General features: G+C 64.6%; 24 protein-coding genes. 6 read left to right on the plus strand and 18 right to left on the minus strand.

Translation table 11 applies throughout. The features are described 5' to 3' along the window. A complete protein-coding gene (locus tag O6P39_RS00480) occupies nt 1-1,134 on the plus strand; it encodes a glycosyltransferase family 1 protein (protein WP_275609540.1) in 1,134 nt (377 codons plus the stop codon). Continuing rightward, nucleotides 1,135-2,292, plus strand: coding sequence for a glycosyltransferase family 4 protein (locus O6P39_RS00485; protein WP_275609541.1), 1,158 nt, complete (start codon nt 1,135-1,137; stop codon nt 2,290-2,292). Between the two features lie 72 nt (nt 2,293-2,364). Here O6P39_RS00485 and O6P39_RS00490 read toward each other — a convergent pair whose 3' ends face one another. The 10 genes from O6P39_RS00490 to O6P39_RS00535 all read right to left on the minus strand — a co-directional run bounded on the left by O6P39_RS00490 (nt 2,365) and on the right by O6P39_RS00535 (nt 12,355). Further along, complete coding sequence (locus O6P39_RS00490; protein ID WP_015474893.1) at nt 2,365-2,571, minus strand: DUF1127 domain-containing protein; 207 nt, start codon at nt 2,569-2,571, stop codon at nt 2,365-2,367. 357 nt (nt 2,572-2,928) lie between these two features. Next, nucleotides 2,929-4,425, minus strand: coding sequence for an acetyl-CoA hydrolase/transferase family protein (locus O6P39_RS00495; RefSeq protein WP_275609542.1), 1,497 nt, complete (start codon nt 4,423-4,425; stop codon nt 2,929-2,931). Between the two features lie 187 nt (nt 4,426-4,612). Further along, nucleotides 4,613-6,049, minus strand: a complete 1,437-nt coding sequence (locus tag O6P39_RS00500) for an NAD(P)(+) transhydrogenase (Re/Si-specific) subunit beta (protein ID WP_275609543.1) — start codon at nt 6,047-6,049, stop codon at nt 4,613-4,615. Nucleotide 6,050: 1 nt separating this feature from the next. Further along, nucleotides 6,051-6,365, minus strand: coding sequence for an NAD(P) transhydrogenase subunit alpha (locus tag O6P39_RS00505; protein WP_015474896.1), 315 nt, complete (start codon nt 6,363-6,365; stop codon nt 6,051-6,053). 61 nt (nt 6,366-6,426) lie between these two features. Further along, on the minus strand, nt 6,427-7,545 hold the full coding sequence (locus O6P39_RS00510; RefSeq protein ID WP_275609544.1) for a Re/Si-specific NAD(P)(+) transhydrogenase subunit alpha: 1,119 nt from the start codon (nt 7,543-7,545) through the stop codon (nt 6,427-6,429). Between the two features lie 618 nt (nt 7,546-8,163). Continuing rightward, a complete protein-coding gene (locus tag O6P39_RS00515) occupies nt 8,164-8,799 on the minus strand; it encodes an SCO family protein (RefSeq protein WP_275609545.1) in 636 nt (211 codons plus the stop codon). A 138-nt stretch (nt 8,800-8,937) separates the two neighbouring features. Next, nucleotides 8,938-9,840 carry a heme o synthase gene (cyoE, locus tag O6P39_RS00520; RefSeq protein WP_275609546.1) on the minus strand — a complete coding sequence of 301 codons (903 nt, stop codon included), beginning with the start codon at nt 9,838-9,840 and terminating at the stop codon, nt 8,938-8,940. 75 nt (nt 9,841-9,915) lie between these two features. Beyond that, nucleotides 9,916-10,989 (minus strand): COX15/CtaA family protein, encoded by a 1,074-nt coding sequence (locus O6P39_RS00525; RefSeq protein WP_275609547.1) that lies wholly within the window; start codon nt 10,987-10,989, stop codon nt 9,916-9,918. 57 nt (nt 10,990-11,046) lie between these two features. After that, nucleotides 11,047-11,613, minus strand: a complete 567-nt coding sequence (locus O6P39_RS00530) for a hypothetical protein (RefSeq protein WP_275609548.1) — start codon at nt 11,611-11,613, stop codon at nt 11,047-11,049. Continuing rightward, nucleotides 11,588-12,355, minus strand: a complete 768-nt coding sequence (locus O6P39_RS00535) for an SURF1 family protein (protein ID WP_275609549.1) — start codon at nt 12,353-12,355, stop codon at nt 11,588-11,590. The genes O6P39_RS00530 and O6P39_RS00535 overlap by 26 nt, the downstream gene beginning before the upstream one ends. A 45-nt stretch (nt 12,356-12,400) precedes the next feature. Between O6P39_RS00535 and O6P39_RS00540 the strand changes: the two genes are divergently transcribed. Further along, nucleotides 12,401-12,610, plus strand: coding sequence for a twin transmembrane helix small protein (locus O6P39_RS00540; RefSeq protein ID WP_275609550.1), 210 nt, complete (start codon nt 12,401-12,403; stop codon nt 12,608-12,610). A gap of 108 nt (nt 12,611-12,718) precedes the next feature. Here O6P39_RS00540 and O6P39_RS00545 read toward each other — a convergent pair whose 3' ends face one another. The 4 genes from O6P39_RS00545 to coxB all read right to left on the minus strand — a co-directional run bounded on the left by O6P39_RS00545 (nt 12,719) and on the right by coxB (nt 17,025). After that, on the minus strand, nt 12,719-13,606 hold the full coding sequence (locus O6P39_RS00545; protein WP_275609551.1) for a cytochrome c oxidase subunit 3: 888 nt from the start codon (nt 13,604-13,606) through the stop codon (nt 12,719-12,721). Between the two features lie 22 nt (nt 13,607-13,628). Further along, nucleotides 13,629-14,186, minus strand: coding sequence for a cytochrome c oxidase assembly protein (locus O6P39_RS00550; protein ID WP_275609552.1), 558 nt, complete (start codon nt 14,184-14,186; stop codon nt 13,629-13,631). 108 nt (nt 14,187-14,294) lie between these two features. Further along, nucleotides 14,295-15,890, minus strand: a complete 1,596-nt coding sequence (ctaD, locus tag O6P39_RS00555) for a cytochrome c oxidase subunit I (RefSeq protein ID WP_275609553.1) — start codon at nt 15,888-15,890, stop codon at nt 14,295-14,297. A 10-nt stretch (nt 15,891-15,900) separates the two neighbouring features. Then, nucleotides 15,901-17,025, minus strand: a complete 1,125-nt coding sequence (gene coxB, locus O6P39_RS00560) for a cytochrome c oxidase subunit II (RefSeq protein WP_275609554.1) — start codon at nt 17,023-17,025, stop codon at nt 15,901-15,903. A gap of 421 nt (nt 17,026-17,446) precedes the next feature. Between coxB and O6P39_RS00565 the strand changes: the two genes are divergently transcribed. Continuing rightward, nucleotides 17,447-18,091 carry a hypothetical protein gene (locus tag O6P39_RS00565; protein WP_275609555.1) on the plus strand — a complete coding sequence of 215 codons (645 nt, stop codon included), beginning with the start codon at nt 17,447-17,449 and terminating at the stop codon, nt 18,089-18,091. Between the two features lie 4 nt (nt 18,092-18,095). Here O6P39_RS00565 and O6P39_RS00570 read toward each other — a convergent pair whose 3' ends face one another. The 4 genes from O6P39_RS00570 to O6P39_RS00585 all read right to left on the minus strand — a co-directional run bounded on the left by O6P39_RS00570 (nt 18,096) and on the right by O6P39_RS00585 (nt 23,949). Continuing rightward, on the minus strand, nt 18,096-19,631 hold the full coding sequence (locus O6P39_RS00570; RefSeq protein ID WP_275609556.1) for a SulP family inorganic anion transporter: 1,536 nt from the start codon (nt 19,629-19,631) through the stop codon (nt 18,096-18,098). 183 nt (nt 19,632-19,814) lie between these two features. Then, complete coding sequence (locus O6P39_RS00575) at nt 19,815-20,531, minus strand: carbonic anhydrase (RefSeq protein WP_275609557.1); 717 nt, start codon at nt 20,529-20,531, stop codon at nt 19,815-19,817. A 276-nt stretch (nt 20,532-20,807) separates the two neighbouring features. Continuing rightward, nucleotides 20,808-21,866, minus strand: coding sequence for a PA0069 family radical SAM protein (locus O6P39_RS00580; RefSeq protein ID WP_275609558.1), 1,059 nt, complete (start codon nt 21,864-21,866; stop codon nt 20,808-20,810). 460 nt (nt 21,867-22,326) lie between these two features. Next, nucleotides 22,327-23,949, minus strand: a complete 1,623-nt coding sequence (locus tag O6P39_RS00585) for an inorganic phosphate transporter (RefSeq protein WP_275609559.1) — start codon at nt 23,947-23,949, stop codon at nt 22,327-22,329. A 345-nt stretch (nt 23,950-24,294) separates the two neighbouring features. Here O6P39_RS00585 and O6P39_RS00590 point away from each other — a divergent pair, with 345 nt between their 5' ends. Both O6P39_RS00590 and O6P39_RS00595 read left to right on the plus strand, forming a co-directional pair. Continuing rightward, a complete protein-coding gene (locus O6P39_RS00590) occupies nt 24,295-25,374 on the plus strand; it encodes a hypothetical protein (protein ID WP_275609560.1) in 1,080 nt (359 codons plus the stop codon). Nucleotides 25,375-25,460: 86 nt separating this feature from the next. Beyond that, nucleotides 25,461-26,105, plus strand: coding sequence for an HAD family hydrolase (locus tag O6P39_RS00595; RefSeq protein WP_275609561.1), 645 nt, complete (start codon nt 25,461-25,463; stop codon nt 26,103-26,105). The last annotated feature ends 33 nt before the right edge of the window (nt 26,106-26,138 follow it).

Here is a 26,138-nt window from a genome sequence, read left to right on the forward strand (position 1 = left end):
GTGCGCGTAGCGCTCAATGCCCGCATTCTCCAGGCGCCGCGGACTGGAATAGGCCAGTACGTGGTGGCTTTGACCGAGGCGCTGCGCAAGCAGGCCGGACTGGATCTGGAACTGTTCCTGGGCACTGCCTGGGGTGCCGACCTGCCCTCGGAGCCTCTGCCGGGCTATTCGCGCAGGACCTCGCTGGCCAAGCGGGTGCCAGGCGCCTATCGGATTCGCCGTTGGCTGGAGCAGAGCTCTTTCGACCGGGGTCTCAAGCACCGTCAGGTGGATCTGTACCACGAGCCGACCTTGTGGCCGCTGGAGTTCGACGGGCCCATGGTCATGACACTGCATGACCTGACCCATGTGCATTACCCGCAGACCCAGCCAGCCGATCGCCTGGCGGAAATCGAACGGCACGTCGGTCGGGCCGTTGAGCGTGCGCAATCTGTACTCACCGATTCCGAGCATGTCGCCGGCGAGGTTCGCCGGCATTTCGGTTTGTCCGAAGACCGGGTGATCGTTGCGCCGCTGGGATGTGCCGCGCGCTTCCATCCTCGCCCGTATCAGGCGCTGGAGCGAACGCTGAGTGGTTTGGGGCTGGTTGCAGGTCAGTACCTGATCTGTGTCGGCACGCTGGAGCCCAGAAAGAATCTCGAACTCGCGCTGCAGGCCCATGCTCTGTTGTCGGCAAGCGTGCGCAAGGGGCTTCCATTGGTGATAGTCGGAATGCCGGGATGGCGCACCGAGCAGCTTGATGACACGCTGAAGACCGCCCTGGCGGAAGGCTGTGTGAGAATGCTGGGCTACCAGAGCGATGCGGTGTTGGCGGAACTGATCGCCGGGGCTCGGGTGCTGCTGTTTCCCTCACTGTACGAAGGCTTTGGCCTGCCCGTGCTGGAAGCGATGGCCAGCGGCGTGCCGGTAGTGCTGACACGCACCTCCTCATTGCCGGAAGTGGCCGGGGAGGCGGGGGTATACGTCGATGCGCAGGACCCGCAAGGGATGAGTGTCGCCATACAGCGACTGATGGAAGATGAAACTCTACGGCAGCGCTGCCGGACGCTCGGCCTTGAACGGGCGAAAGCGTTCAGTTGGCAACGCTGTGCCCGAATTACCAGCGATGTTTACCGTAAGGTACTGGGGGGCTGAATGCGCGTACTGCACTTCTTCAAGACCTACCTGCCGGATTCGGTCGGCGGCATCGAACAGGTGATCAACCAGCTCTGCCGCACGGGACACAGTCATGGCATCGAGAACCAGGTGCTGACCCTGAGCGCCAGTCCCGATCCGGCCGAGGTGATGGTCGACGGTCATCGGGTGTTCCGGGCGCGCCTCGATCTGCAACTGGCCTCCACCGGCTTCTCCTACAGCGTCGTACCGCAGTTCCGCAGGTTGGCGGCCGAAGCGGACATCATCAACTTCCACTTCCCTTGGCCGTTCATGGACGTGGTGCACCTGCTGTCGGGCGTGCGCAAACCGACCGTGGTCACCTATCACTCCGATATCGTCCGCCAGAAGCATCTGTTCAAACTGTACCAGCCGCTCATGCATCGCTTCCTGAACAGTGCTGACCGGATCGTCGCCGCGTCGCCCAACTATCTGAAATCGAGCGATGTGCTGCGCCGTTACCCGCACAAGGCGCAAGTCATCCCCTACGGCCTGGACAAGCAGGCCTATCCCACCCCCGCTGCGGAGTGCGTCGAGCGCTGGCGGCGGGCGGTAGGGGAACAGTTCTTCCTGTTCGTCGGTGTGATGCGCTACTACAAGGGGCTGCACATCCTCCTTGAGGCGGTGAAGGGCACCGGCTATCCCGTGGTGATCGTCGGGGCCGGCCCGCTGGAGCAGCAGCTCAAGGCGCAGGCCGCGGCGCTGGGCGTCGAGTCGCACGTCCGCTTCGTCGGCCGTGTCAGCGAGGAAGACAAGGTCGCCCTGTTGCAGCTGTCACGCGCGATCGTATTCCCCTCGCACCTGCGCTCGGAGGCCTTCGGTATCTCCCTGCTCGAAGGGGCGATGTATGGCAAGCCGATGATTTCCAGCGAGATCGGCACTGGCACGAGCTTCATCAATGCTCATGGTCTGACCGGACTGGTGGTGCCACCGAGCGATCCGCAGGCGTTCCGACAGGCAATGCGCTGGTGCTGGGAGAATCCGCAGGCGGCGGCTGAGATGGGGCGGCAGGCGGAAGTTCGCTATCGCGAGCTGTTCACCGCGGATGCTATGGGGCGGGTCTGGGCAGATCTGTATCGCAATCTGCTGGACGAAAAAGCGGAGGGGGAGATTCTGCTGCCCGAAGGCCGTTCTGGCTGAACGGCCGGGGCAACATACTTACCAGTACAGTTACGGCGAGCCTGGAGAGAGTGGCTCAGTTGTACTGTTGAATCAGCGCCAGAACGGCTTGTTCAGTTCGGCGTAACGCTGGGCTTCGCTGATGCCGGCGTCGGCCAACAGGCGGGAGTCCAGGCGGGCCAGCTGACGGCGGCTTTCCATGCGGCGCTGCCACAGGCGAACGGTGCCGACGAGGCCACGGTGGGCGCTGGAGGTGCTACGGGTAGTGCTCAGAGCTGCGGAACCGAGGGTACGTTCCATGGTGGTCATCCTTCTCGCTTGTGGCGAGTAGTCAGTTGCTGAATTGATTGAGCATATGATCTGACTTTTTAGTCAGGGATGACAGGTACAGTTGCGCTGTATTGCAGCTGGTCAGGCGATTGTTATTTTGAACTGTAATGGTGTTTTTTGGGGCGAACTGTACCGTTGCGCTCCATTCTGGTGCGCAATTGATAGGCGTCTGAGGTATTTCGAGGGTGCCGGCCGGGGTGGCGGCGGGGAGAGCTGAACAGTTGGAGCGGGATAAAAATCTGTTCAGGAGTGTTTTTACGTGGTTTTTTTTCGGCTGTAAACCCTTGCGGGCCATTCATTGCTGAATGGCCCGCAAAAGGCTCCGGATCAGCTTGCCGCCAGCATGTGACCGCGCTCTTCCAGATTGATATGCCACTCCAGGGCCTCGCGCAGGATGTGCGGGGTATGGCCGCCGCGCTCGCAGGCGGCTTCGAAGTAACTGTTCAGGGCGTCGCGGTAGGACGGGTGCACACAGTTGTCGATGATCACCCGGGCGCGCTCGCGCGGCGCCAGGCCACGCAGGTCGGCCAGGCCCACTTCGGTGACCAGGATGTCCACGTCGTGCTCGGTGTGGTCGACGTGGCTGACCATCGGCACCACGCTGGAGATGTTGCCGCCCTTGGCGATGGACTTGGTGACGAAGATTGCCAGGTGCGCGTTGCGGGCGAAGTCGCCCGAGCCGCCGATGCCGTTCATCATCTTGGTGCCGCCCACGTGGGTGGAGTTCACGTTGCCGTAGATGTCGAATTCCAGCGCGGTGTTGATGCCGATGATGCCGAGGCGGCGGACCACTTCAGGGTGGTTGGAGATCTCCTGCGGACGCAGCACCAGCTTGTCCTTGTAGCGCTCCAGGTTACCGAACACGTCGGCGTTGCGGCGCGTGGACAGGGTGATGGAGCTGCCCGAGGCGAAGCGCAGCTTGCCAGCGTCGATCAGGTCGAAGGTCGAGTCCTGCAGTACTTCGGAGTACATGGTCAGGTTCTCGAAGGGCGACTCGATCAGGCCGCACATCACGGCGTTGGCGATGCTGCCGATGCCGGCCTGCAGCGGGCCGAGGCTGTTGCTCATGCGGCCGGCCGCCACTTCACGTTTGAAGAAGTCGATCAGGTGGTTGGCGATGCCCTGGGTCTCGTCGTCCGGCGGCAGCACGGTGGACGGGGAGTCCGCCTGGTCGTTGACGACGATGGCGACGATCTTTTCTGGCGGGATCGGGATGGCGGTGCTGCCGATGCGGTCGTCCACGCGAGTGAGCGGGATCGGCGTGCGGGTCGGGCGGTAGGTCGGGATGTAGATGTCGTGCAGGCCTTCCAGGTTGGTGTTGTGCGCGACGTTGATCTCGACGATCACCTGCTTGGCGAAGATCGCGAAGCTGGCCGAGTTGCCCACGGAGGTGGTCGGCACGATGTGGCCTTCCTCGGTGATGGCGACGGCTTCGATGACCGCGATGTCCGGCAGCTTGAGCTGGTGGTTGCGCAGCTGTTCGACGGTTTCGGACAGGTGCTGGTCGATGAACATCACCTCGCCGGCATTGATCGCCTTGCGCAGGGTGCTGTCGACCTGGAAGGGCATGCGGCGGGCCAGCACACCGGCTTCGGTGAGCTGCTTGTCGAGGTCGTTGCCCAGGCTGGCGCCGGTCATCAGGCTGATGCGCAGCGGCTCCTGCTTGGCGCGCTCGGCGAGGGCCTTGGGTACGGCCTTGGCTTCGCCGGCGCGGGTGAAACCGCTCATGCCGACGGTCATGCCGTCCTTGATAAGGGCCGCGGCCTGGTCGGCAGTCATCACCTTGTCCAGCAGGGAGGACATACGCACGCGATCACGGAACATGGGAAAACCTCGGGCAGTAGGAAGTGCGAGGCCGCCAGTCTAGGGACTCGGCGATTTTTGGCTCTTATACCAAGGTCGAAAAATCGCCCGGCCGGTCGCCTTCTTACTACCAAAGTCCACCAGATTTCCCATTGCCCGAAAGCAAGACACCGGCGCGAGGCCGGTGTCTTGTGGATCGACGGTCGTCTTAGTCGACGGCCTTGACCATGTCTTCGATGACTTTCTTGGCGTCGCCGAAGACCATCATGGTCTTGTCCAGGTAGAACAGTTCGTTGTCCAGGCCGGCGTAGCCGCTGGCCATCGAGCGCTTGTTGACGATCACGGTCTTGGCTTTGTAGGCCTCGAGGATCGGCATGCCGGCGATCGGCGACTTCGGATCGTTCTTCGCGGCCGGGTTCACCACGTCGTTGGCGCCCAGGACCAGCACCACGTCGGTCTGGCCGAACTCGGAGTTGATGTCTTCCATCTCGAACACCTGCTCGTAAGGCACTTCGGCCTCGGCCAGGAGGACGTTCATGTGGCCTGGCATACGGCCGGCTACCGGGTGGATGGCGAACTTCACGTTGACGCCGCGGTGGGTCAGCTTCTCCGCCAGTTCCATCAGCGCGTGCTGGGCACGGGCCACCGCCAGGCCGTAGCCGGGAACGATGATCACGGTGTCGGCGTTGGTCAGCAGGAACGAGGCATCGTCGGACGACCCGGATTTCACCGGGCGGGCTTCCTTGGCACCGGCCGGGCCGCCAGCGTCCGCTTCGGCGCCGAAGCCACCGAGGATGACGTTGAAGAACGAGCGGTTCATCGCCTTGCACATGATGTAGGAGAGGATCGCGCCCGAGGAACCTACCAGGGAGCCGGCGATGATCAGCATCGAGTTGTTCAGCGAGAAGCCGATACCTGCTGCGGCCCAGCCGGAGTAGGAGTTCAGCATCGACACGACTACCGGCATGTCTGCGCCGCCGATCGGGATGATGATCAGCACGCCGAGGATGAAGGCCAGGGCCAGCATCACGACGAAGGCGGTCAGGTTACCGGTGAACATGAACAGCAGGCCCAGGCCCAGGGTGGTCAGGCCCAGCACCAGGTTGAGCATGTGCTGGCCGGTGAACTGCACCGGGGCGCCCTGGAACAGGCGGAACTTGTACTTGCCCGACAGCTTGCCGAAGGCGATCACCGAACCGGAGAAGGTGATGGCGCCAATGGCCGCGCCGAGGAACAGCTCCAGGCGGTTACCGGACGGGATGGTGTCGCCCAGGTTCTGCACGATGCCCAGGGACTGCGGCTCGACCACGGCGGCGATGGCGATGAACACGGCGGCCAGACCGATCATGCTGTGCATGAAGGCGACCAGTTCCGGCATCTTGGTCATCTCGACGCGCTTGGCCATGATCGAACCGGCGGTGCCGCCGATCAGCAGGCCGACGATCACGTAGACGATGCCGGTGGTGGCGATCTCGCTGCTGATCTTGAACACCAGGGCCACGGTGGTGAGCACCGCGATGCCCATGCCGACCATGCCGAACAGGTTGCCGCGGCGCGACGAGGTCGGGTGCGACAGGCCCTTGAGCGCCTGGATGAAGCAGACCGAGGCGATGAGGTAGAGGAGGGTGACGAGGTTCATGCTCATGTCAGTGCTTCTCCGCCTTCGGCGCTTTCTTCTTGAACATTTCCAGCATGCGGCGGGTGACCAGGAAGCCACCGAACACATTCACTGCAGCCAGGGCCACGGCCAGGGTGCCCATGGCCTTGCCCAGCGGGGTGACGGTCAGGGCGGCAGCCAGCATGGCGCCGACGATCACGATTGCCGAAATGGCGTTGGTCACCGCCATCAGCGGGGTGTGCAGGGCAGGGGTGACGTTCCAGACCACGTGGTAGCCGACGTAGATCGCCAGCACGAAGATGATCAGGTTGTAGATGCCGTGGGAGATCAGCATGTCTTCCATAGTTTCTCACCGGTCTTCAGGGCCGGACGCGGGGTCCGGCACGTTCTTATATAAGAAGGGCTCAGCCGTTCTTGCGCACGATCTGGCCGTCACGGCACATCAGGCACGCGGCGACGATGTCGTCTTCCAGGTTCACCGTGAAGCCTTCGGCGGTCAGGGTGAGCTTGAGGAAGTCGAGCAGGTTGCGTGCGTAGAGTGCGGAGGCGTCCGCCGGCACCAGTGCGGCCAGGTTGCTCAGGCCGACGATGGTCACGCCGTGCTTGACCACGACCTGGTCGGCCTCGGTCAGCGGGCAGTTGCCGCCTTGGGATGCCGCGAGGTCGATGACCACCGAGCCCGGCTTCATCTCGGCGACGGTCGCCTCGTGCAGCAGGGTCGGCGCCTTGCGGCCCGGGATCAGTGCGGTGGTGATGACGATGTCCGACTGCTTGGCGCGCTCATGCACGGCCTTGGCCTGGCGCTCCATCCACGAAGCCGGCATCGGACGGGCATAGCCGCCAACGCCTTCGGCGCACTCGCGCTCTTCGTCGGTCTCGTAGGGCACGTCGACAAACTTGGCGCCCAGGGATTCGATCTGCTCCTTCACCGCCGGGCGTACGTCCGACGCCTCGATCACCGCGCCCAGGCGCTTGGCCGTGGCGATGGCCTGCAGGCCAGCAACGCCGGCGCCGAGGATCAGCACGCGGGCGGCCTTAACGGTGCCGGCTGCGGTCATCAGCATGGGCATGAAGCGCGGGTAGTGGTTGGCAGCGAGCATCACGGCCTTGTAGCCGGCGATGTTGGCCTGGGAGGAGAGCACGTCCAGGCTCTGCGCGCGGGAAGTACGCGGCGCGGCCTCGAGGGCGAAGGCGGTGATGCCGCGTTCGGCCATGCGGGCGATGTTCTCATTGTTGAAGGGGTTGAGCATGCCGATCAGCACGGTACCCGGCTTCATCTGCGCCAGCTCGCTTTCGCTGGGCGCGACAACCTTCAGCACAAGCTCTGCACCGAAGGCATCGGCGGCAGTGCCGATCTTCGCACCAACGGCTTCGTAAGCGGCATCCGGCTGGCTGGCGCTGACGCCCGCACCGCTCTGAATGACGACCTGATGGCCTTGCCCGATCAGTTTCTTGACCGTCTCCGGCGTTGCTGCGACCCGCGTCTCACCGGCTTGGGTCTCGAGGGGTACACCGATCTGCACTCGCAAATCTCCTGCGTGATCCTGGGATTGTCCGGGCTACTACGTTGGCGACCCGGGTTATCGAACTGGCAACGGTCTTTTCTTGTTTTAGTGGCCGGGCGGGTGACCCGGTGGCCGCGGCATTGTGCAATCTAGCCTGGAGGGCTTCAAGAAGTTCTGGAGTGGTACGCAGCGATAACTACAAGTCACGTTTCGACCCGTAATTTTCCGGTCGCCGCCGAGGCCGCGTGTGCCTTGGCGTTTAGCCTAATTGCCTATTGTGACCGGACGGAAACGTCATCCTCGCCGTGAATGACCACCCATCAGAGGCTCCCCATACCCACCGAAAGGCCCGGTAATCCTGCAACAGGCTCATGCATAGGTGTTAATTAATGTTTCTAATATGGAGTATGAGTCATTACTGATGCCTGATTTCCTGTAGCAGATTTTTTACATTGACTACGGGGTCAGAAAATCCTGTGCGAGGCTTCAAATCCGCGCATTACGCCGGATCAGAGCCTAAGGAAGAGGTTTAGCAGAAAGTTCGCGGTTGTTCTGCCGGGGCGGGAATGACACAGAAAAAACAACGGCCACCGTTATCGGGTGGCCGTTGGGGGTGAGACACGGTGTCGCGGGGGATCAGTTGTTCGCGCTGATCACGCTGGGCAGTTGGGCCGCGAGCTTGTCGTTGTGCAGCGGGGCGCGGATGAAGCCGTGCTGGGTGCCGTCCGGGCCGATGATGACCAGGTTGCCGCTGTGGTCGACGGTGTAGTTGGGCTTGCTGGTGTCTGCCGGAATGTAAGGGATGCTCATGGCGTTGGCCAGCTTCTGCACGTTCTCTTCGGAGCCGGTGATGCCCTGGAAGCCGGCGTTGAAGAAGCCGAGGTATTCCTTGATGCGCGGCGCGGTATCGCGGTGCGGGTCGACGCTGACGAACACCACCTGCAGGTTCTTCGCCACTTCCGGCGGCAGCTTGGTCTGCAGTTCGCGCAGTTGCGCCAGGGTGGTGGGGCAGACGTCCGGGCAGAAGGTGTAGCCGAAGAACAGCAGGGACCACTTGTCCTTCAGGTTGGCGGTCTGGAACGGCTGGCCGTCCTGGTCGGTGAAGGTCAGGTCGGGCACGCTGCGGGTTTGCGGCAGGATCACGATGCCAGCGTCGAGCAGCACCGTCGGATCGAGCTGGTGGCGCTGGGTGAGCACCTTGTGGATGGTGAGGCCGAGGATCAGGGCGACGATGGCGACGAGGATGAAGACGGTCTTGTTGACTCGGGTCATGGGGTACTCGTGGGTCGGGACGTCTGGGCTTTGAGCTGCTGTTCATACCCTTGGCATGGGCGCGGCGATGTTCGCGAGCAAGCTCGCTCCTACAGGGGAGTCCAGAATTGTAGGAGCGAGCTTGCTCGCGAACCGGCCTCAATAGTTCAGGTGCAGCGGCAGGTAGTGGTCCACCAGCAGCGCGATGAACAGCAGGAACAGGTAGGCGATAGAGTACTTGAAGGTCTTGATCGCCGCATGGGGCCGACTGCCGCAATAGAGCGCCCAGGCCCAGTCGAGGAAGCGCGCGCCCAGGGCCAGCGCGGCGAGCAGGTAGACCAGCCCGGCCATGTGGATGACGAAGGGCATCAGCGTCACCGCGAACAGCACCAGGGTGTAGAGCAGGATGTGCAGCTTGGTGTAGTGCTCGCCGTGGGTCACCGGCAGCATCGGAATGTCGGCCTTGGCGTACTCGTCCTTGCGGTGCAGGCACAGCGCCCAGAAGTGCGGCGGCGTCCAGGCGAAGATGATCAGCACCAGCAGCAGCGGTTCGGCGGACACCTGCCCGGTCACCGCGACCCAGCCCAGCAGCGGCGGGGCGGCGCCGGCGAGGCCGCCGATGACGATGTTCTGCGGCGTGGCGCGTTTGAGAAAGCCCGTGTAGAGCGCCGCGTAGCCCAGCAGAGAGGCCAGGGTCAGCCAGGCGGTGAGGGCGTTGGTGAACACCAGCAGCACTGCCATCCCGGCCACTGACAGCAGCATGGCGAAGCCCAGCGCGAGGGGCGGCGATACACGGCCCTCGGCCAGCGGGCGCTTGTGGGTGCGCGCCATGATCGAGTCGATGCGCCGGTCCACCACGTGGTTCACCGCCGCCGCGCCGCCGGCGCACAGGCCGATGCCGAGGTTGCCGAATACCAGCACCTGCCAGGACACGCCAGCCTTGGTAGCGAGCAGCATGCCGATCAGCGAGGTGATCAGCATGAGCAACACCACCTTGGGCTTGGTCAGTTCGAGCAGGTCGCGCCAGCTGGCGTGGCTGGATGTGCTGATGACGCTGGCCATGGTCATTTCTCCGTCTGGTGGATCGGGGCCGGCGCACCGTGGCGCCGGCCGGCCGTCGTGCTCAACCGTGCAATTTCAACCTTGAGAGGGGTAGGCCACCGGGCGCTCCAGGGCCTCCAGGGTGATCGGGCTGCTGGCGGGCAACTCGACGCGTTTCGCTGCGGGGGCGCGCACCCGATAGTTCACCAGCACCAGCATCAGCAGCAGGAAGGCGCCGCCGCCGTTGTGGGTCACCGCCACCGGCAGCGGCAGGTGCAGCAGCACGTTGCTGATCCCTAAGCCGATCTGGATCGACAGCCCCAGCAGCATCAGCGCGGTGATGCCGATCAGCCCGTGGCGCTGGAGATTCCAGGCCAGCAGCAGGAGAACTGCTGTCACGCAGAGCGCGCCCATGCGGTGGGTCATGTGGATCGCCGTGCGCGCGTCGCTGTCGAGCTGGCCGCCCAGGTAGTTCGGGCCGATGTGCTGGGTGAGGTGGAAGCCGTTGGCGAAGTCCATGTCCGGCCACCACTGGCCGTGGCACATCGGCAGGTCGACACAGGCCACCGCCGCGTAGTTGCTGCTGACCCAGCCGCCGAGGGCGATTTGCCCGATCACCAGCAGCAGGGCGAAGGCGGCGAGGGCGCGCAGGCGCGAGGGCAGTTGCAGCGGCGCGAAGGCGCCGGACAGGCGCAGGCTCAGCAGGAACAGCAGCGACAGCGTGGTGAAGCCTCCGAGCAAATGCGCGGTGACCACTTGCGGCCAGAGCTTGAGGGTGACCGTCCACATACCGAACGCGGCCTGGGCGATCACCACGCCGAGCAGCAGCAGCGGCAGGCGCAGCGGCTGTCCGTCACGGCCGCGGCGCACCAGTGCGTGGATGGCCAGGCCGAGGATCAGCAGGCCCAGGCTGCCGGCGAAGTAGCGATGGATCATCTCGTTCCAGCCCTTCTGCGCCTCCACCGGAGCGTCCGGGAAACGCATCTCGGCGTGGGCCAGCTGCGCCTCGCTGGTCGGCACGTGGACGAAGCCATAGCAGCCGGGCCAGTCCGGGCAGCCGAGGCCGGCGTGGGTCAGGCGGGTATAGGCGCCCAGCAGGATCACCAGGAAGGCCAGTGCCGTCGCCAATACGGCGACGTAGAAGGCGGGTTTGCGTGTTGCCTGGATCATGCGTCGCTCCCGATCTTGTTGTTGTCGTGGGGCTGGCGATTTCCGATCAAAAGAGCATCAACCGATGTTGGACAGCTTCAGCAGCAGCTGCAGGTCCTTGAGGATCGACTTGCCGTCGGTCCCGGCGTCATAGCGCAGCACCAGGTTGCCGTGGGGGTCGACGATCCACAGTTGCGGCTTGGCGCCGGTGTGCTGGGTCGGCGTCAGGCCCAGGCGTTGCAGGCGCGGGTAATCCTTGTCGAGCAGGCTGGTGAACTCGGTCGGCAGCGGCTTGGCAAAGGCGAACACATGCTCGGCGCGGCTGGCCTCGCGACCCAGGCCGATGTTGATCTGGCGAGCCAGGTAGACCAGTTGCTGGCAGTCGCTGGCGCAGGTCTCGGGTGCGGTGACCAGCAGTTGCCAGTGTTCGCTCGCCTTGTCGGCCTGCACGCCGAGGTCGGCCGGGGTCTGCCCGGTGGCGATCAGGTCGCCGTGGTAGCTGCGGCCTTCCGGCACCCAGAACTGCAGCTTGTACATGGCGGTGGCGAGGATCATCGGGCCGAGGGTCACGCAGAGGATCAGGATCAGCTGCAGACGGCCGCGGCGGCGGCTGGGCTGCTCATTCAGGGTCATGCTGGCGGTCATGGTCGAAGGTCTCCCGTGCGCGACGGATGCCGAGGTAGAGGTAGAGGACTGTCAGTGCGAAGGCCAGGGCGAACCACTGCACGGCGTAGCCGACGTGGCGCTCCGGTGGCATGGCGACGATCGGCCAGTCGGTGTCGAGGGCGGCGTCGCCCGGTTCCAGGCGGATTTCCAGAGGCAGCCCTTGGCGGCCGAGTTGGTCCCACAGGGCAGGGGCGTCCACCTGGGTGACCAGGCGCGGCCAGCCGGCGACCGGCGCGAATGGCGTGGTGGGTGGCGGCAGGTAGGTCCAGGCGTCCAGCAGCAGGTCGTGGTCGGGCGTATCGATCCGTGGCGGCACGCGGCGATCCGGCCAGGCAGTCCAGCCGCGATTGACCAGCAGCCACTGGTGAGCGGTGCGGTCATAGAAGGGTTGCAGCACCTCGACGCCGGCATGGCCGTCGCGGGTGCGGTTGTCCAGCAGGACGGTGTGTTCGGCGTCGAGCTGGCCCTGCAGGCGCACTCGCACATAACTGCGCGGCGGCAGGCGTTCGAGTTCGGCGGCGGAGATCGGGTCCTGCTGGCGCTGGGTTTCGGCGGCGGTGAGCAGGATGCGCTTTTCGGCTGCGCGCGAGAGCTGCCAGCAGCCCAGGCCGAGCAGCACCGGCAGCAGCGCGAGCACCACCAGCGTCGGCGCAAGGCCGGGGCGGAAGGCCTGCGCCACGCGGCTCGAACGGTGCGGAGTAGCGTGCTGGCTATACTGCAAGACATCCCCCTTAACCCCAGTCCCCCCGCGGACAGGAGGCCGGTAATGCTCAAAGCTGCGATCGTCCTGTTGTTGCTGGCGACCGTCGTCAGTCTGTTCAGTGGTCTGTTCTTTCTGGTCAAGGACGAGGGGCACGGTTCGCGGGTGGTCAACGCGTTGACCGTGCGTGTCACCCTTACCGCCCTGACTGTCGCTCTCATCGCCTGGGGCTTCTTCAGCGGCGAACTTGGTAGCTCCGCCCCCTGGCATTTCTGATTCCGCATTGCTTTTCGAGCTTGCTCGCGAACGCTTTTTTTCTGATGCCCCAGTGTTGGGCGGTTCGCGAGCAAGCTCGCTCCTACAGGTCCTGCAATTTCTCCCGCCTCACAGCACGTAAACGAAGGTGAACAGCCCGACCCACACCACGTCGACGAAGTGCCAGTACCAGCTGGCCGCTTCGAAACCGAAGTGGTGTTCGGCGTCGAAGTGCCCGCGCAGGATGCGGATCAGCATGATGGTCAGCATGATCGCGCCGATGGTCACGTGGGCGCCGTGGAAGCCGGTGAGCATGAAGAAGGTCGCGCCGTAGATGCCCGAGCCCAGGGTCAGGCCCAGTTCGCTGTAGGCCTCGTGATACTCGTAGGCCTGCAGCACCAGGAAGCAGGCGCCCAGCGCGATGGTCAGCGCCAGCCACAGCTTCAGCGGGGCGCGATGGTTCTTCTTCAGCGCGTGGTGGGCGAAGGTCACGGTGAAGCTGGAGCTGACCAGCAGCAGGGTGTTGATCAGCGGCAGCTTCCACGGATCGATCACTTCCTTGGGCGGCGGGAACAGCTTGTTGTCCGGGTTGCTCAGCTGCGGCCAGCCCTGTTCGAACTGCGGCCAGAGCATGTGCGAGATGCCGTGGTGGCCTTCGCCGCCCAGCCATGGGTTGACGAAGTGGCGCACGTAGAACAGCGCGCCGAAGAAGGCGGCGAAGAACATAACCTCGGAGAAGATGAACCAGCTCATGCCCCAGCGGAACGAGCGGTCCATCTGCGGGCTGTACAACCCGCCACGGCTTTCCTTGATGACGTTGCCGAACCAGCCGAACAGCATGTAGGCCAGGATCAGTCCGCCGGCGAAGAAGATCCACGGGCCGTGGGACTGCGCCTTGCCGGCGCTCATGTCGTTCATCCAGGTGCCGACGCCGAACATCGTCACCAGCATGCCGATGGTGGCGATGATCGGCCACTTGCTCTGCGCGGGGACGTAATAGGGATCGTGGGTTGTCATTGTTGTTGTTCTCCTTTTCCGTTCAGCGCGTGTTACTGGCCACGGGCGGCTTGCGGGAAGTGATGTCGAACAGCGTGTAAGCAAGGGTCAGGTGACGCACATCCTTGGGCAGGTCGCGGTCGACGATGAAGCGCACCGGCATCTCGATGCGCTCACCCGGCTGCAGCACCTGCTGGGTGAAGCAGAAGCATTCGGTCTTGTGGAAATAGGTGGCCGCCACCGACGGCGCGATACTCGGGATCGCTTGGGCGGTCATCGGTTTGTCGGTGGGGTTGCGGGCGACGAACAGCATCTGGTTCACCGCGCCCGGATGCACCACCAACTGCTCGGCCTCGGGGTGGAACTCCCAGACCATGTCGATGTTGTTGTTGGCGACGAACTGGATCTTCACCTCGCGCGACTGATCCACCACCTGGCCGTCGTCCCGGTAGGCGCTGCCGGAGGTCTTGCCGTTGATGCCCAGCGCCTTGCACATCACGTCGTACAGCGGCACCAGGGCGAAGCCGAAGGCGAACATGGCGACCACGGCAATGACCAGCCGGGTCACCAGCTTGCGCGTTTCGATGTTGCCGTCGCTCATCTTGTTGTCCTCTTTTCGTAGGAGCGAGCTTGCTCGCGAACCACTTGAAGCCATGGCTTCCGGAGAAGCCGGTTCGCGAGCAAGCTCGCTCCTACAAGAGCCAGTTCGTCACTTCACCTCGGGCGGCGTGCTGAAGGTGTGGTACGGCGCGGGCGAAGGAATCGTCCACTCCAGGCCTTCGGCGCCATCCCACGGCTTGGCCGGGGCCGGCTTGCCGCCCTTGATGCACTTGATGACGATGAACAGGAACAGCAACTGCGTGGTGCCGAACATGAAGGCGCCGACGGACGAGACCATGTTGAAGTCGGCGAACTGCAGGTTGTAGTCCGGAATCCGTCGCGGCATGCCCGCCAGGCCCACGAAGTGCATCGGGAAGAACGCCAGGTTCATGCCGATGAAGCTCATCCAGAAGTGCAGCTTGGCGAGACTCTCGTCGTACATGTGCCCGGTCCACTTGGGAATCCAGTAGTACACCGAGGCGAAGATGCCGAAGATCGCCCCGGGCACCAGCACGTAGTGGAAGTGCGCCACCACGAAGTAGGTGTCCTGGTACTGGAAGTCCGCCGGGGCGATGGCCAGCATCAGGCCGGAGAAGCCGCCGATGGTGAACAGGATGACGAAGGCCACGGCGAACAGCATCGGCGCCTCGAAGGTCAGCGAGCCCTGCCACATGGTCGACGCCCAGTTGAACACCTTCACCCCGGTGGGCACGGCGATCAGCATGGTCGCGTACATGAAGAACAGCTCGCCCACCAGCGGGATGCCCACCACGAACATGTGGTGAGCCCAGACGATGAAGGAGAGGAAGGCGATCGACGCGGTGGCGTAGACCATCGAGGTGTAGCCGAACAGCGGCTTGCGGCTGAAGGCCGGGATGATCGAGCTGACGGCGCCGAAGGCCGGCAGGATCATGATGTACACCTCGGGGTGGCCGAAGAACCAGAACACATGCTGGAACAGCACCGGGTCGCCGCCGCCGGCCGCGCTGAAGAAGCTGGTGCCGAAGTGGATGTCCATCAGCATCATGGTCACGCAACCGGCCAGCACCGGCATCACCGCGATCAGCAGGAAGGCGGTGATCAGCCAGGTCCAGACGAACAGCGGCATCTTCATCAGCGTCATGCCCGGTGCGCGCAGGTTGAGGATGGTGGCGATCACGTTGATCGCGCCCATGATCGAACTCATGCCCATCAGGTGGATGGCGAAGATGAAGAAGGTCACGCTGTGCGGCGCGAAGGTGGTGGACAGCGGCGCGTAGAAGGTCCAGCCGAAGTTCGGGCCGCCGCCGGGCATGAACAGGGTGCTCACCAGCAGCGCGAACGCCGCCGGCAGCAGCCAGAAGCTGAAGTTGTTCATGCGTGGCAGGGCCATGTCCGGCGCGCCGATCATCAGCGGCACCATCCAGTTGGCCAGGCCGACGAAGGCCGGCATCACCGCACCGAAGACCATCACCAGGCCGTGCATGGTGGTCATCTGGTTGAAGAACGCCGGTTCCACGATCTGCAGGCCCGGCTGGAACAGTTCGGCGCGGATCACCATGGCGAAGGAGCCGCCGAGCAGGAAGGCGCAGAAGGCGAACCACAGATAAAGCGTGCCAATGTCCTTGTGGTTGGTGGTCAGGACCCAGCGCATCAGGCCCTTGGCGGGGCCGTGGTGGTGGTCGCCGGCGTGAGAATGGTCGGGGTGATCGATCACAGCACTCATCGCGGCCTCCTTATTTTTGCTTCTGCTTGTAGGCGACCACTTCTTGCGGGGTCACCATGTCGCCGTCGTTGTTGCCCCAGGCGTTGCGCTCGTAGGTGATCACCGCAGCGATGTCGACCTCCGAGAGCTGCTTGCCGAAGGCCGCCATTGCCGTGCCCTGGACGCCGTTGAACACGGTCTCCAGATGGTGCTCCTTGGGCCCGGTGACGATCTTCGAGCCTTTGAGTGCCGGGAACATCGGCGGCATGCCCTGGCCCTCGGGCTGGTGACAGGCCGCGCAGATGGTGTGGTAGACCTTGTCGCCGCGGGCGACCAACTCGTCCTTCGTCCACTCCTTGCTGGTCAGCTCCTTGAGCTTGGCGGCCTCTTCCTTGCGCTCGGCCAGCCACTTGTCGAAGTCGGGCTTGGATTTCACGTCCACCACGATGGGCATGAAGCCGTGGTCCTTGCCGCACAGCTCGGCGCACTGGCCACGGTAGATGCCGGGCTTGTCGACCTTGGTCCAGGCCTCGTTGACGAAGCCGGGAATGGCGTCGCGCTTGACCGCGAAGGCCGGCACCCACCAGGAGTGGATCACGTCGCTGGAGGTGACCAGGAAGCGCACCTTGACCCCGGCCGGCAGCACCAGCGGGTTATCCACCTCCAACAGGTAGTGCTCGTCCTTGTCGGCCTTGTTGTGGATCTGGTCCTGGCTGGTGGCCAGGTTGGAGAAGAACTCCACGTCCTGGCCCAGGTACTTGTACTGCCACTTCCACTGGTAGCCGGTGACCTGCACGTCCAGCTCGGGCTCCGAGGTGTCGTACATGTGGATCAGCGTGCGGGTGGCCGGGACGGCCATCACCACCAGGATCAGGAAGGGAATGATGGTCCAGAGGATTTCCACCGTAGTGCTTTCGTGGAAATGCGCGGGCTGCTGCCCGGTGGACCGGCGGTGGACGATCATCGACCAGAACATCGCGCCGAACACGATGATGCCGATGACCACGCAGATCCAGAAGATGGTCATGTGCAAGTCGAAGACATTACGGCTGACTTCCGTCGCACCGGGGGCCATGTTGACCGTCCAGGCGGCGTTTGCCTGACTGAAAGCCAAGAGCAAAAGGAAGCCCATCCAGACTCGTGGATGTCGCAGCATTCGGGTTCCCCTTATCGTTGTTTTTATCCCGCCGGCATTGCGCTCGTGCGGCAAACCCCCATTCCAGAAGGTTTGCGCGCTTGAACTCGCCAACGGCCAAGGGAGCGACCGCCAAGACAACTGACTTTGACCGTCATCACCTCGGCGCACGCAGGGCAGGCCGGGTCCATCAGGTTTTTCGTGTGTCGAGTCGGAGTATAGACACGGCTTGCGACATAACAACGCAGAGTAAAAAACCGTTTCTAAAGACCGAAGAGTGATCTCAAAGCCGCGGCCGGCGCGGCTTTGGAGTACCATGGTGGCGGTGTGATATGCCTGGACGGCATAAACACTTCATGAATATGACAATCGCGTCTTAGCTGCAGCCGGACGCCGGCTAAGGTCTTTCTTCACGTTCCAAACCCGTTGTCTTGGAGTTGTCATGAATACCGCTGCACTGCGTGAGCTGATCCGTAATGCCCATCTGCTCGAGTCCCGCCACGGCCATCTCGCCCGTCTGATCCAGAGCCAACTGCAGAGCCTGCACAAGAGCATCGCACTCGCCGGTGAAGACCCCAGCGGTACGCTGACCCGTTTCGTTCACGCCTACATCGAACAGGTGCCGGATTTTCTCGACGCGGCCAACGCCGTGGCCCGCGAGGCGGGTATCGAGGATCGCATCAAGCCGGTGCTCAAACTCGCCGAGCAATTCTTCCTCACCCCGCCAGCCCTGCTCGACGGCCATGACGGACTCGATGCGCTGCTGGACGAGGCCTACCTCGCCCATCGCCTGGTGGAGGAAGTGAACGACCGCTACATCGCCCACTTCAACCAGCCGCTGATCCCGCTGGACACCACGGTGGCCAATCTTGTCGCGCACCAGCTGATCGGCGAACCCTTCGCCAACCAGCTGGACGAAGCCGTGCACCACGCGGTCGACGGCATGCTCGACGAAAGCACCTTCGCCTCGGACACGGCGCAGAGCTACCGCGCGCGCCTGAACGACCCGCAGGTGGTGATGGCCTGGCAGCAGTGGCCATGCCTGTCGCGGCAGTTCGGCGTCGAACTGGAGCTGGGCCGCGACTGAGGGGTCAGCTCGCGCCTTGCAGCGCGCGCACCCGTCCTTCCACGCGGCGCCGCAGGCCGTTGCCTTCGATGCAGAGCCGGCAGTCGCTGGCCGCGGCGGTGCGTCCCCAATCCTCCAGCAACTCCATGCACGCGTGGTCGATGTAGCTCAGGTGCTGCAGCGGCACACGCAGGTGCGTTCCGGGCTTCACCGACTGCAACACCTTGGAGAGTGCCGGCACCTTCAGGAAAGTCGCCGCGCCGACCAGTCGCAGCTCCGCACCGTTGCCCTCGTCGTCGTAGCGCAGCTGGATCTTCAGCCGCGCGGCCTTGAACACCAGCTTCAGCACTGTCAGCGCGAAGCCCAGTAGTACGCCGGTCAACAGGTCGGTGGCGACGATGGCCAGCGCGGTGGCCGCATGGACCAGCACCGGCATCCGCCCGTAGCGGCCCAGTGAGCGCAGCGCCTTGAGGTCCACCAGCTTGATGCCGGTGTAGACCAGCACGCCGGCGAGGCTTGCAATGGGAATCTGCCGCAGCAGCCCGCCCAGCAGCGCGACGAACGCCAGCAGCCACAGCCCGTGGAGGATCGCCGAGGCGCGGCTGCGCGCACCAGCCTGTACATTGGCCGAGCTGCGCACGATCACCCCCGTCATCGGCAGCGCGCCGACCAGCCCGCAGAGCATGTTGCCCACGCCCTGGGCGCTCAGTTCGCGGTCCATGTCCGAACGCGGGCCATTGTGCATGCGGTCCACCGCGGCGGCGGAAAGCAGCGTCTCGGCGCTGGCGATGAAGGCCACCACCACGGCGGCCAGCAGCAGCGTCGGGTCGAGCAGTGCACCAAGGTCCGCGGGCCGCAGCCAGTCGATGGCATCGCCGAGGTTCTGCGGCACGCTCACCCGCAGTACGTCGAGGCGAAACACCATGCTCGCCGCCGTTGCGAGGCTCACGCCAAGCAACGCGCCGGGCAGCATGCGCAGCTGGCTCGGTTTGAAGTGGTCCCACAGCGCCATGCACGCCATGGTGCCCAGCCCGAGCATCGCCGCGTCGAACCCGCTCGCCTCGGACAGCAGCGCGGACGGGAAAGCCAGCAGGTTATCCAGCCCGGACGCCTGCGGCTTGAGGTCCAGCATCACGTGTACCTGCGACAGTACGATGAGAATGCCGATGCCCGCGAGCATGCCATACACCACGGCCGGCGAGGTCACGCGGAACCAGCAGCCCAGGCGCAGCCGGCCCGCGAGCAGCTGTAGCGCACCGGCCAGCAGCAGTATCGGCCCGAGCATGGCCATGCCGTGGGTGCGTACCAGCTCGAAGACCAGCACCGCAAGGCCCGCCGCCGGGCCGCTGACCTGCAGCGGCGAGCCGGCGAGAAAGCCGACGACCAGGCCGCCGATGATGCCTGTCACCAGCCCCTTGGCGGGCGGCATGCCCGAGGCGATGGCGATGCCCATGCACAACGGCAGGGCGACGAGAAAAACCACCACCGATGCCAGCAGGTCGCGTGGCAGCGCTTGGCGCAGTTGGGAAAATCCGGATGCAACAGAGTGGGAGGCCGACATGGCGCTGTTCTCCTTCGGGCATTTCTCGGGCGCGCGAAAGCCCACGACGACGGCCTCGACCGCATCGACACGCGCAATTCAACGGGGCAGCGAACGCGGTGGCAGCGCTCGCCTCAGGCAGGAATCAAGTCAGACGCGGGGCGCGGCGTTTGTTCTGAGGGCCGCCGCGCCCCTGGGAGCTTTTTACTGAGGGGAGTAACGCGGACGCGGAGTGGCGTTGGGCGTCGGGCCTTCGCCGTCGAGGGCGCGGAAGCGGCCTTCCTGGGCGTCGTAGGCCTTGATGGCGCTGGTCTCGATGTCGTACACCCAGCCGTGGATGAACAGCTGGCCGGACGCCAGGCGCGCCGCCACCGAGGGGTGAGTCTTCAGGTGATCCAGCTGGGCCACCACGTTCTCCTCGGTGAGGATGCCCAGGTGCTCATGGCTGGCGCAGCCACAGGTCTGCGCGACCACTGTGCGAGCCACTTCGGCGTGGCGCAGCCATGCTTTTACCGTCGGCATGCCTTCCAGCGTCTGGGGCGCCAGCACCGCTTTCATCGCGCCGCAGTCTGAGTGACCGCAGACGATGATGTGCTGCACGCCCAGGGCCATGACCGCGAACTCGATAGCGGTGGACACGCCGCCGTTCATCTGGCCGTAAGGCGGCACGACGTTGCCGACGTTGCGGGTAACGAACAGGTCGCCCGGCGAACTCTGGGTGATCAGCTCCGGAACGATGCGCGAGTCGGCGCAGGTGATGAACATGGCGCGCGGGTTCTGCGCGTGGGCCAGCTTCTTGAACAGCTCTTCCTGCTGCGGGAAGACCTCATGACGGAATTGACGGAAGCCCTCGACGATATGGCGAAGCGCCTCATCAGCAGATTCGTGGGCGTGATCCTCACCGTGCGTTTTGTCGTTCATGTATCAGCCTCGAAGAATGACGAAGAATTTTCCCACGTCAGCCGACGCTCTCCCCAGGGAGAAAAGGCACAGCCGTGGGAAAAAATCTGTCGTGACCGGTAAGTCACTTTGTGCTCAAACCCTAGAGAAGTAAGATTAAACCAAAATTAAAAAACCGCTCTGGCATGAGCTTTTGCATGATGTTTCGCCGATATTTCGCGATGATATCGGCAAGCTATCATGGCGTTGCGATGTTGCCGTGATGTCGTTGCGCTTGTCGAATTTTCCCGCAACGTGTCAGAACAGGCTCATCTGGCTTCGCGGTGGTGCGAAGGCCGTGCAGTCCAGGCCGAAGCCGCCCCGGCGGTTCAGCCCCAGGCGGCGTAGAGCGACCTCGAAGCGCTTGGCCAGCAGCTCGGCGAATGGCCCCTCGCCACGGAAGCGGTGGCCGAAGCGGCTATCGTAGATTTCCCCGCCGCGCACCTGGCGGATCAGGCTCATCACATGGTTGGCGCGCTGCGGGTAGTGCGCCGCCAGCCATTCCTCGAACAGCGGCCCGACTTCCCGGGGCAGGCGCAGCAGCATATAGCTGGCGCTCTGCGCGCCGGCGTCGTGCGAAGCTTCCAGCAGGGCCTCCAGTTCGCGGTCGTTGATCATCGGGATCATCGGCGAACACAGCACCCCCACCGGAATGCCCTGTTCGCGCAGCACACGAATCGCCCGCAAGCGTGCCGACGGCGCAGCGGCGCGGGGTTCGAGGATGCGTTTGAGCTCATCGTCCAGGGTGGTCAGGCTGATCATTACCCCGACCAGGTTCTGCTTCGCCAGCTCGGCGAGCAGGTCGAGATCGCGCAGGATCAGCGAGCCCTTGGTGACGATGGTCACCGGATGGCGGAAGCGCAGCAGCACTTCGAGGATCTGTCGGGTCAGGCGCTGCTGGCGCTCGATGGGCTGGTAGGGGTCGGTGTTGGCGCCCAGGTTGATCGGTGCGCAGACGTAGCCCTTCCTGCTCAATTCCTGCTCCAGTACCTCGGCGGCGTTGGTCTTGGCGATGAGCTTCGTTTCGAAATCCAATCCCGGCGACAGGTCCCAGTAGGCATGGCTGGGCCGCGCGTAGCAGTAGATGCAGCCGTGCTCGCAACCGCGATAGGGGTTGATCGAGCGGTCGAAGGGCAGGTCCGGCGACTGGTTGCGTGAGATCACCGTCTTCGCCAGCTCGGTGCGGATTTCGGTCACCCGGGGCCTGGGGACCTCGTCGAACCAGTCGTTATCCACAGGCACCGAGGTGGTCGGCGCGAAGCGATTGTGCGGATTGCTGGCGGTGCCACGGCCGCGGGGTGGGAGCTGGGAGGTCATGTGGGAAGGCTCTGAAAGAATGCTGTATATAAATACAGTAATCCACGGAGTTTTCCACAGCCAGCGTGAACCGCCCGGTGGTCGGATTCACGCCTGTAGGGCGTATAACGCTTCGCGTTATACGCCGATTGACCTGGGTTCCAGTGCACTCCGAGGTTGGCCATGAAGGCGCGCTGGGATCGGTGAGTCGGCGTACAACCGCGAACGGTTGTACGCCCTACGACCATGCTGGTTGAGGAGCTGTTGTAGGAGCAACTGTCTTGTCCCGGCTGAATCTGTGCCAGGGCTTTCTCCCTCACCCCAGCCCTCTCCCTCATGGAGAGGGAGCCAGATCGTGCCGGCTGACATAGTAGTTTCATCCTGCACCGGACGGTCCCCTCTCCCCCTGGGAGAGGGTTAGGGTGAGGGCCGACCCGAGCGCAGATGCATCTCGTAGGAGCGGACTCTGTCCGCGAAACGATCAAAGCACCCGCGCGAACACCCAGTACAACCCCGCCGCCAGCCCGATGGCCGCCGGCAGGGTGAGCACCCAGGCCAGCAGCATGTTGCGGATGGTCGGCCACTGCAGGCCGCTGCCGTTGGCGGCCATGGTGCCCGCCACGCCGGAGGACAGCACATGGGTGGTGGACACCGGCAGGCCGAAGCCATCCGCCGCGCCGATGGTGAGCATCGCCACCAGTTGTGCGGCGGCGCCCTGGGCGTAGGTCATCGGCGTCTTGCCGATGCCTTCGCCGACGGTGGTGACGATGCGCCGCCAGCCCACCAGGGTGCCCAGGCCCAGCGCCAGGGCGACGGCCACCTTCACCCACACGGGAATGAAGCGGATCGTCCGTTCGCCTTCGCTGCGCAGCGCCTGCAGGGTGCTCCAGGTTTCCAGGTCGACGTTCTGCTCGCTGTGGTCGAGCATGCGGATGGTCTCCAGGCTCAGGTACAGGTCGTTGCGCAGGGCCTGCACCTCCTCGCCGGGGACCTTCGCCATCTCGCCGTGCCGCTCCAGGCGCGCAGCGACATCGCCGATGACCGCGCCCAGCGCCGGCAACAGGCCCGCATCGACGCGCGCGTCCTGCTGATAGGCCAGCAGCACCTGGCGCGGGTCGCCACTGGCGGCGCCGCCGGCATGTTGCAGTTGCGCCTGGCTGGCCTGGGCCAGGCTCAGCAACTGGCGGGACTGCTCCAGGGAATGGCCGCGATCCACGGCGAACGCCAGCGGAACGGTGGCGATCAGGATGAGCATGATCAGGCCGATGCCTTTCTGCCCGTCGTTCGAGCCATGGGCGAAGGAAACCCCGGTACAGGTGACGATCAGCAACCCGCGAATCCACCAGGGCGGTGGCGTGCGCCCTTCGGGCGAGCGGAACAGCGCGCGGTTGCCAATCCCCGCGCTCATCGCCCGCAGCAGCACGAAGGCGCTGAAGAAGCCGACCACCGGCGACAGCAGCAGCGCATAACCCACCGTCAGCAACTGCGACCAGGCACTGCCGGACAGCCCCAGGTGCCCGGCCATCGCGCCATGGGCCAGGCCGATGCCGACGATGGAGCCGATCAGCGTGTGCGACGAGGACACCGGCAGCCCCAGCCACCAGGTGCCGAGGTTCCACAGGATCGAGGCGATCAGCAGGGCGAAGATCATCGCCAGCCCCGCGTTGCTGTCTACCTTGAGCAGCAGGTCCAGCGGCAGCAATGAGACGATGGCGAAGGCCACCGCGCCGCTGGAGAACAGCACGCCGAGGAAATTCCACAGCCCCGACCAGGCCACCGCGAAGCGTGGTGGCAGGGCGTTGGTGTAGATCACCGTGGCCACGGCGTTGGCCGTGTCGTGGAAGCCGTTGATGAATTCGAAGCCCAGCGCCACCAGCAGGGCGATGACCAGGACCAGCATCGGCCAGCCCGGTTGCAGCGATGTGCCGCTGGCGCGAATGTCCTGGCCGAGGCTGGTGAAGGTGAACACCAGGGCCCCGGCCAGCAGCAGAAAGAACGTCAGGCGCCCCTTGAGGCCATGGGTTTCGCGCAGTACGGGGCTGATCGGGAACTGGGTCAGGCGCGAGGCGCGCATCACTTCCAGCAGGCCATAGCGGTCAAGCACGGTAGTGGCGCTCCCTCCGGGGAGTGAATGGGATGTCGGTCACGGCGGATTCCTTGCGGTGATGCGCTACAGACTAGCCGCCCTGCGGGCGACCGGCCTCAACGCAGGTCAATCGACAGCATTTTCCGGTTGCCAGCGGGCCGTTCGCCGGGAACCGCCGGACGGCCCGCTGGCGCCGATGCACGGCCCTATACTGAAGCCTGGACGACCGGACGCGCTATGTGCCCGGCCAGGGTCAGGAGCGGGCGGCAGGTCCTTCGGACGCCGTCGAGCCGGCGAGCGGCCATGAACAGTCTGTGTTTCTGCAGTGCCATCGGGGCGCCCTGGCGACGGTGCGGTGTCCTCATGTTGCTTCTGCTGGCGCTGGCCGGTTGTTCCCATCGCCCCCCCGAGCCTGTCGGTCCGGTCAGCGAGGCCACCTGGCGGCAGGTGGACGCCGACATCGGCGCCGCCTCCCTCAATGCCACGTCCCAGGCCCGCGCCTACGCTGAAGGCGCCATGGAGCACTGGATGGACCTGGTCTACCAGCGCACCGACAGCAAGTTCATCCCCTGGTTTTCCAGCTACTGGACGCAGCAATGGCTGAGCATGAAGGTCGCCTGGTACAAGATGGGCTCCCAGGGCGATCTCGATCCCACGGTGGATCGGCTGGCGGCCTACCTGCAGGAGGAGTACCACGAGCAGGTGCTGGTGCCGGTGGCCAGAGAGCTCGACCCCGACTCCATCATGGAAACCGCTGCCCGGCGTTACATCGGCGCGCTGGTGGAGGCCCTCGGCGCCATTCCCCAGCGCCGCGGCGTGCCGCAGAAGGCGTTCGACGAGCACCTGAAGGGCATTCCGGCGATTTCCCTCGGTCCGCCGTCGAGCCGCGACGCTTCGCTGTATGACGTGGTGCGCGCCAAGGACGTCGGCGAACTGCCGGCCTTCGCCGCGCTGATGCAGGAGATTCGCAAGGCGGCGGGCAAGGCGGGCGCCGGCACCAAGGTCAGCGGGGTTTCGCCGGTGGCCCAGCGAACCAGTGCCAAGCTGGTCAACGAGCTGCGCAATCGCAGCATCGCCGGGGTAGTCGCCAGCGCGGCCGGCAAGGTCGCGGGCTCGATCATCTCGGTGGCTTTCACCCTGTTCAGCCTGAGCAGCAACGACCATGACCGGCCCGAGGTGGAAAGCCAGTTGCGCAAGGAGATCAACGAAGCCTTCGACGAGCAGTGGCTGCTGCTGATGCACGACTCGCAGGGCGGGGTGATGGCGGGTGTCGACTATCTCGGCGGGCGGGTCCTGCAAAGCCTGACGGGGCAGCTGGCGCAACCGGTGGAGGATGAGCAGGGGACTGACGACGTTCAGTCCTTCGGCGCTACGCCGCCTCCGCCCATCGACGCCAGCGGCGGAATTCGTGTGCTGCGACAGGGGCAGGGGGCCGCCCCCTGAGCGCGACGTTCGGCGCCTGACGCTTCGCGCAGGCGGCCATGCGCAGTATCCTTGCCGCCCGACTTTCGCGGCCGGACGCTGATCCCATGCATTACCAGAACATCCTCTTCGACCTCGACGGCACCCTCACCGACCCGCGTGAAGGCATCACCCGTTCGATCCAGTACGCCCTCGCCCAGCTCGGCATCGACGAGCCCGACCTGCGCCAGCTCGAACACTTCATCGGCCCGCCGCTGCTGCAGTGCTTCATGAGCACCTACGACTTCGACGAGGCGCGCGCCTGGGAGGCGGTGAACCACTACCGCGTGCGCTTCAAGGAAACCGGGTTGTACGAAAACAAGGTGTTCGATGGCGTGGGCGAGTTGCTCGAAATGCTCGGCGGCCAGGGCCGCACGCTGTACATCTGCACCAGCAAGCCGACGGTGTTCGCCGCCGAGATCGCCCGGCACTTCGACTTCGCCCGAAACTTCAAGGTGATCTACGGCAGCGAGCTGGACGGCACGCGCACCAATAAGGTCGAGCTGATCGAGCACCTGCTGGGCATCGAGAAACTGGACCCTGCGCAGACGCTGATGATCGGCGACCGCAAGCACGACCTGATCGGCGCCCATCGCAACGGCCTGTCTGCTGCCGGAGTGGGTTACGGATTCGGTAGCCGCGAAGAGCTGCTGGCGGAAAGCCCGGCGCATTACTTCGCGAGCATGGACGAGTTGCGCGCGGCGTTTGCCTGACGGCGTTGCGCCTCACCTGTAGGAGCAGATCTT

The sequence above is a fragment of the Pseudomonas sp. PSE14 genome, from assembly GCF_029203285.1.
Taxonomy (GTDB): domain Bacteria; phylum Pseudomonadota; class Gammaproteobacteria; order Pseudomonadales; family Pseudomonadaceae; genus Pseudomonas.

Bases quoted from the DNA above. Each gene is read 5' to 3' on its own strand.
- O6P39_RS00530 (WP_275609548.1), bottom strand. From the start codon at position 11,613: ATGACCGCCAGCATGACCCTGAATGAGCAGCCCAGCCGCCGCCGCGGC.
- O6P39_RS00500 (WP_275609543.1), bottom strand. From the start codon at position 6,049: ATGAGCATGAACCTCGTCACCCTCCTCTACCTCATCGCCTCGGTCTGC.
- O6P39_RS00550 (WP_275609552.1), bottom strand. From the start codon at position 14,186: ATGAGCGACGGCAACATCGAAACGCGCAAGCTGGTGACCCGGCTGGTC.
- O6P39_RS00575 (WP_275609557.1), bottom strand. From the start codon at position 20,531: ATGAACGACAAAACGCACGGTGAGGATCACGCCCACGAATCTGCTGAT.
- O6P39_RS00525 (WP_275609547.1), bottom strand. From the start codon at position 10,989: ATGATCCAGGCAACACGCAAACCCGCCTTCTACGTCGCCGTATTGGCG.
- O6P39_RS00490 (WP_015474893.1), bottom strand. From the start codon at position 2,571: ATGGAACGTACCCTCGGTTCCGCAGCTCTGAGCACTACCCGTAGCACC.
- O6P39_RS00505 (WP_015474896.1), bottom strand. From the start codon at position 6,365: ATGGAAGACATGCTGATCTCCCACGGCATCTACAACCTGATCATCTTC.
- O6P39_RS00565 (WP_275609555.1), top strand. From the start codon at position 17,447: ATGAATACCGCTGCACTGCGTGAGCTGATCCGTAATGCCCATCTGCTC.
- coxB (WP_275609554.1), bottom strand. From the start codon at position 17,025: ATGCTGCGACATCCACGAGTCTGGATGGGCTTCCTTTTGCTCTTGGCT.
- O6P39_RS00540 (WP_275609550.1), top strand. From the start codon at position 12,401: ATGCTCAAAGCTGCGATCGTCCTGTTGTTGCTGGCGACCGTCGTCAGT.
- O6P39_RS00485 (WP_275609541.1), top strand. From the start codon at position 1,135: ATGCGCGTACTGCACTTCTTCAAGACCTACCTGCCGGATTCGGTCGGC.
- O6P39_RS00580 (WP_275609558.1), bottom strand. From the start codon at position 21,866: ATGACCTCCCAGCTCCCACCCCGCGGCCGTGGCACCGCCAGCAATCCG.
- O6P39_RS00545 (WP_275609551.1), bottom strand. From the start codon at position 13,606: ATGACAACCCACGATCCCTATTACGTCCCCGCGCAGAGCAAGTGGCCG.
- O6P39_RS00515 (WP_275609545.1), bottom strand. From the start codon at position 8,799: ATGACCCGAGTCAACAAGACCGTCTTCATCCTCGTCGCCATCGTCGCC.
- O6P39_RS00570 (WP_275609556.1), bottom strand. From the start codon at position 19,631: ATGTCGGCCTCCCACTCTGTTGCATCCGGATTTTCCCAACTGCGCCAA.
- O6P39_RS00495 (WP_275609542.1), bottom strand. From the start codon at position 4,425: ATGTTCCGTGATCGCGTGCGTATGTCCTCCCTGCTGGACAAGGTGATG.
- O6P39_RS00595 (WP_275609561.1), top strand. From the start codon at position 25,461: ATGCATTACCAGAACATCCTCTTCGACCTCGACGGCACCCTCACCGAC.
- cyoE (WP_275609546.1), bottom strand. From the start codon at position 9,840: ATGGCCAGCGTCATCAGCACATCCAGCCACGCCAGCTGGCGCGACCTG.
- ctaD (WP_275609553.1), bottom strand. From the start codon at position 15,890: ATGAGTGCTGTGATCGATCACCCCGACCATTCTCACGCCGGCGACCAC.
- O6P39_RS00590 (WP_275609560.1), top strand. From the start codon at position 24,295: ATGTTGCTTCTGCTGGCGCTGGCCGGTTGTTCCCATCGCCCCCCCGAG.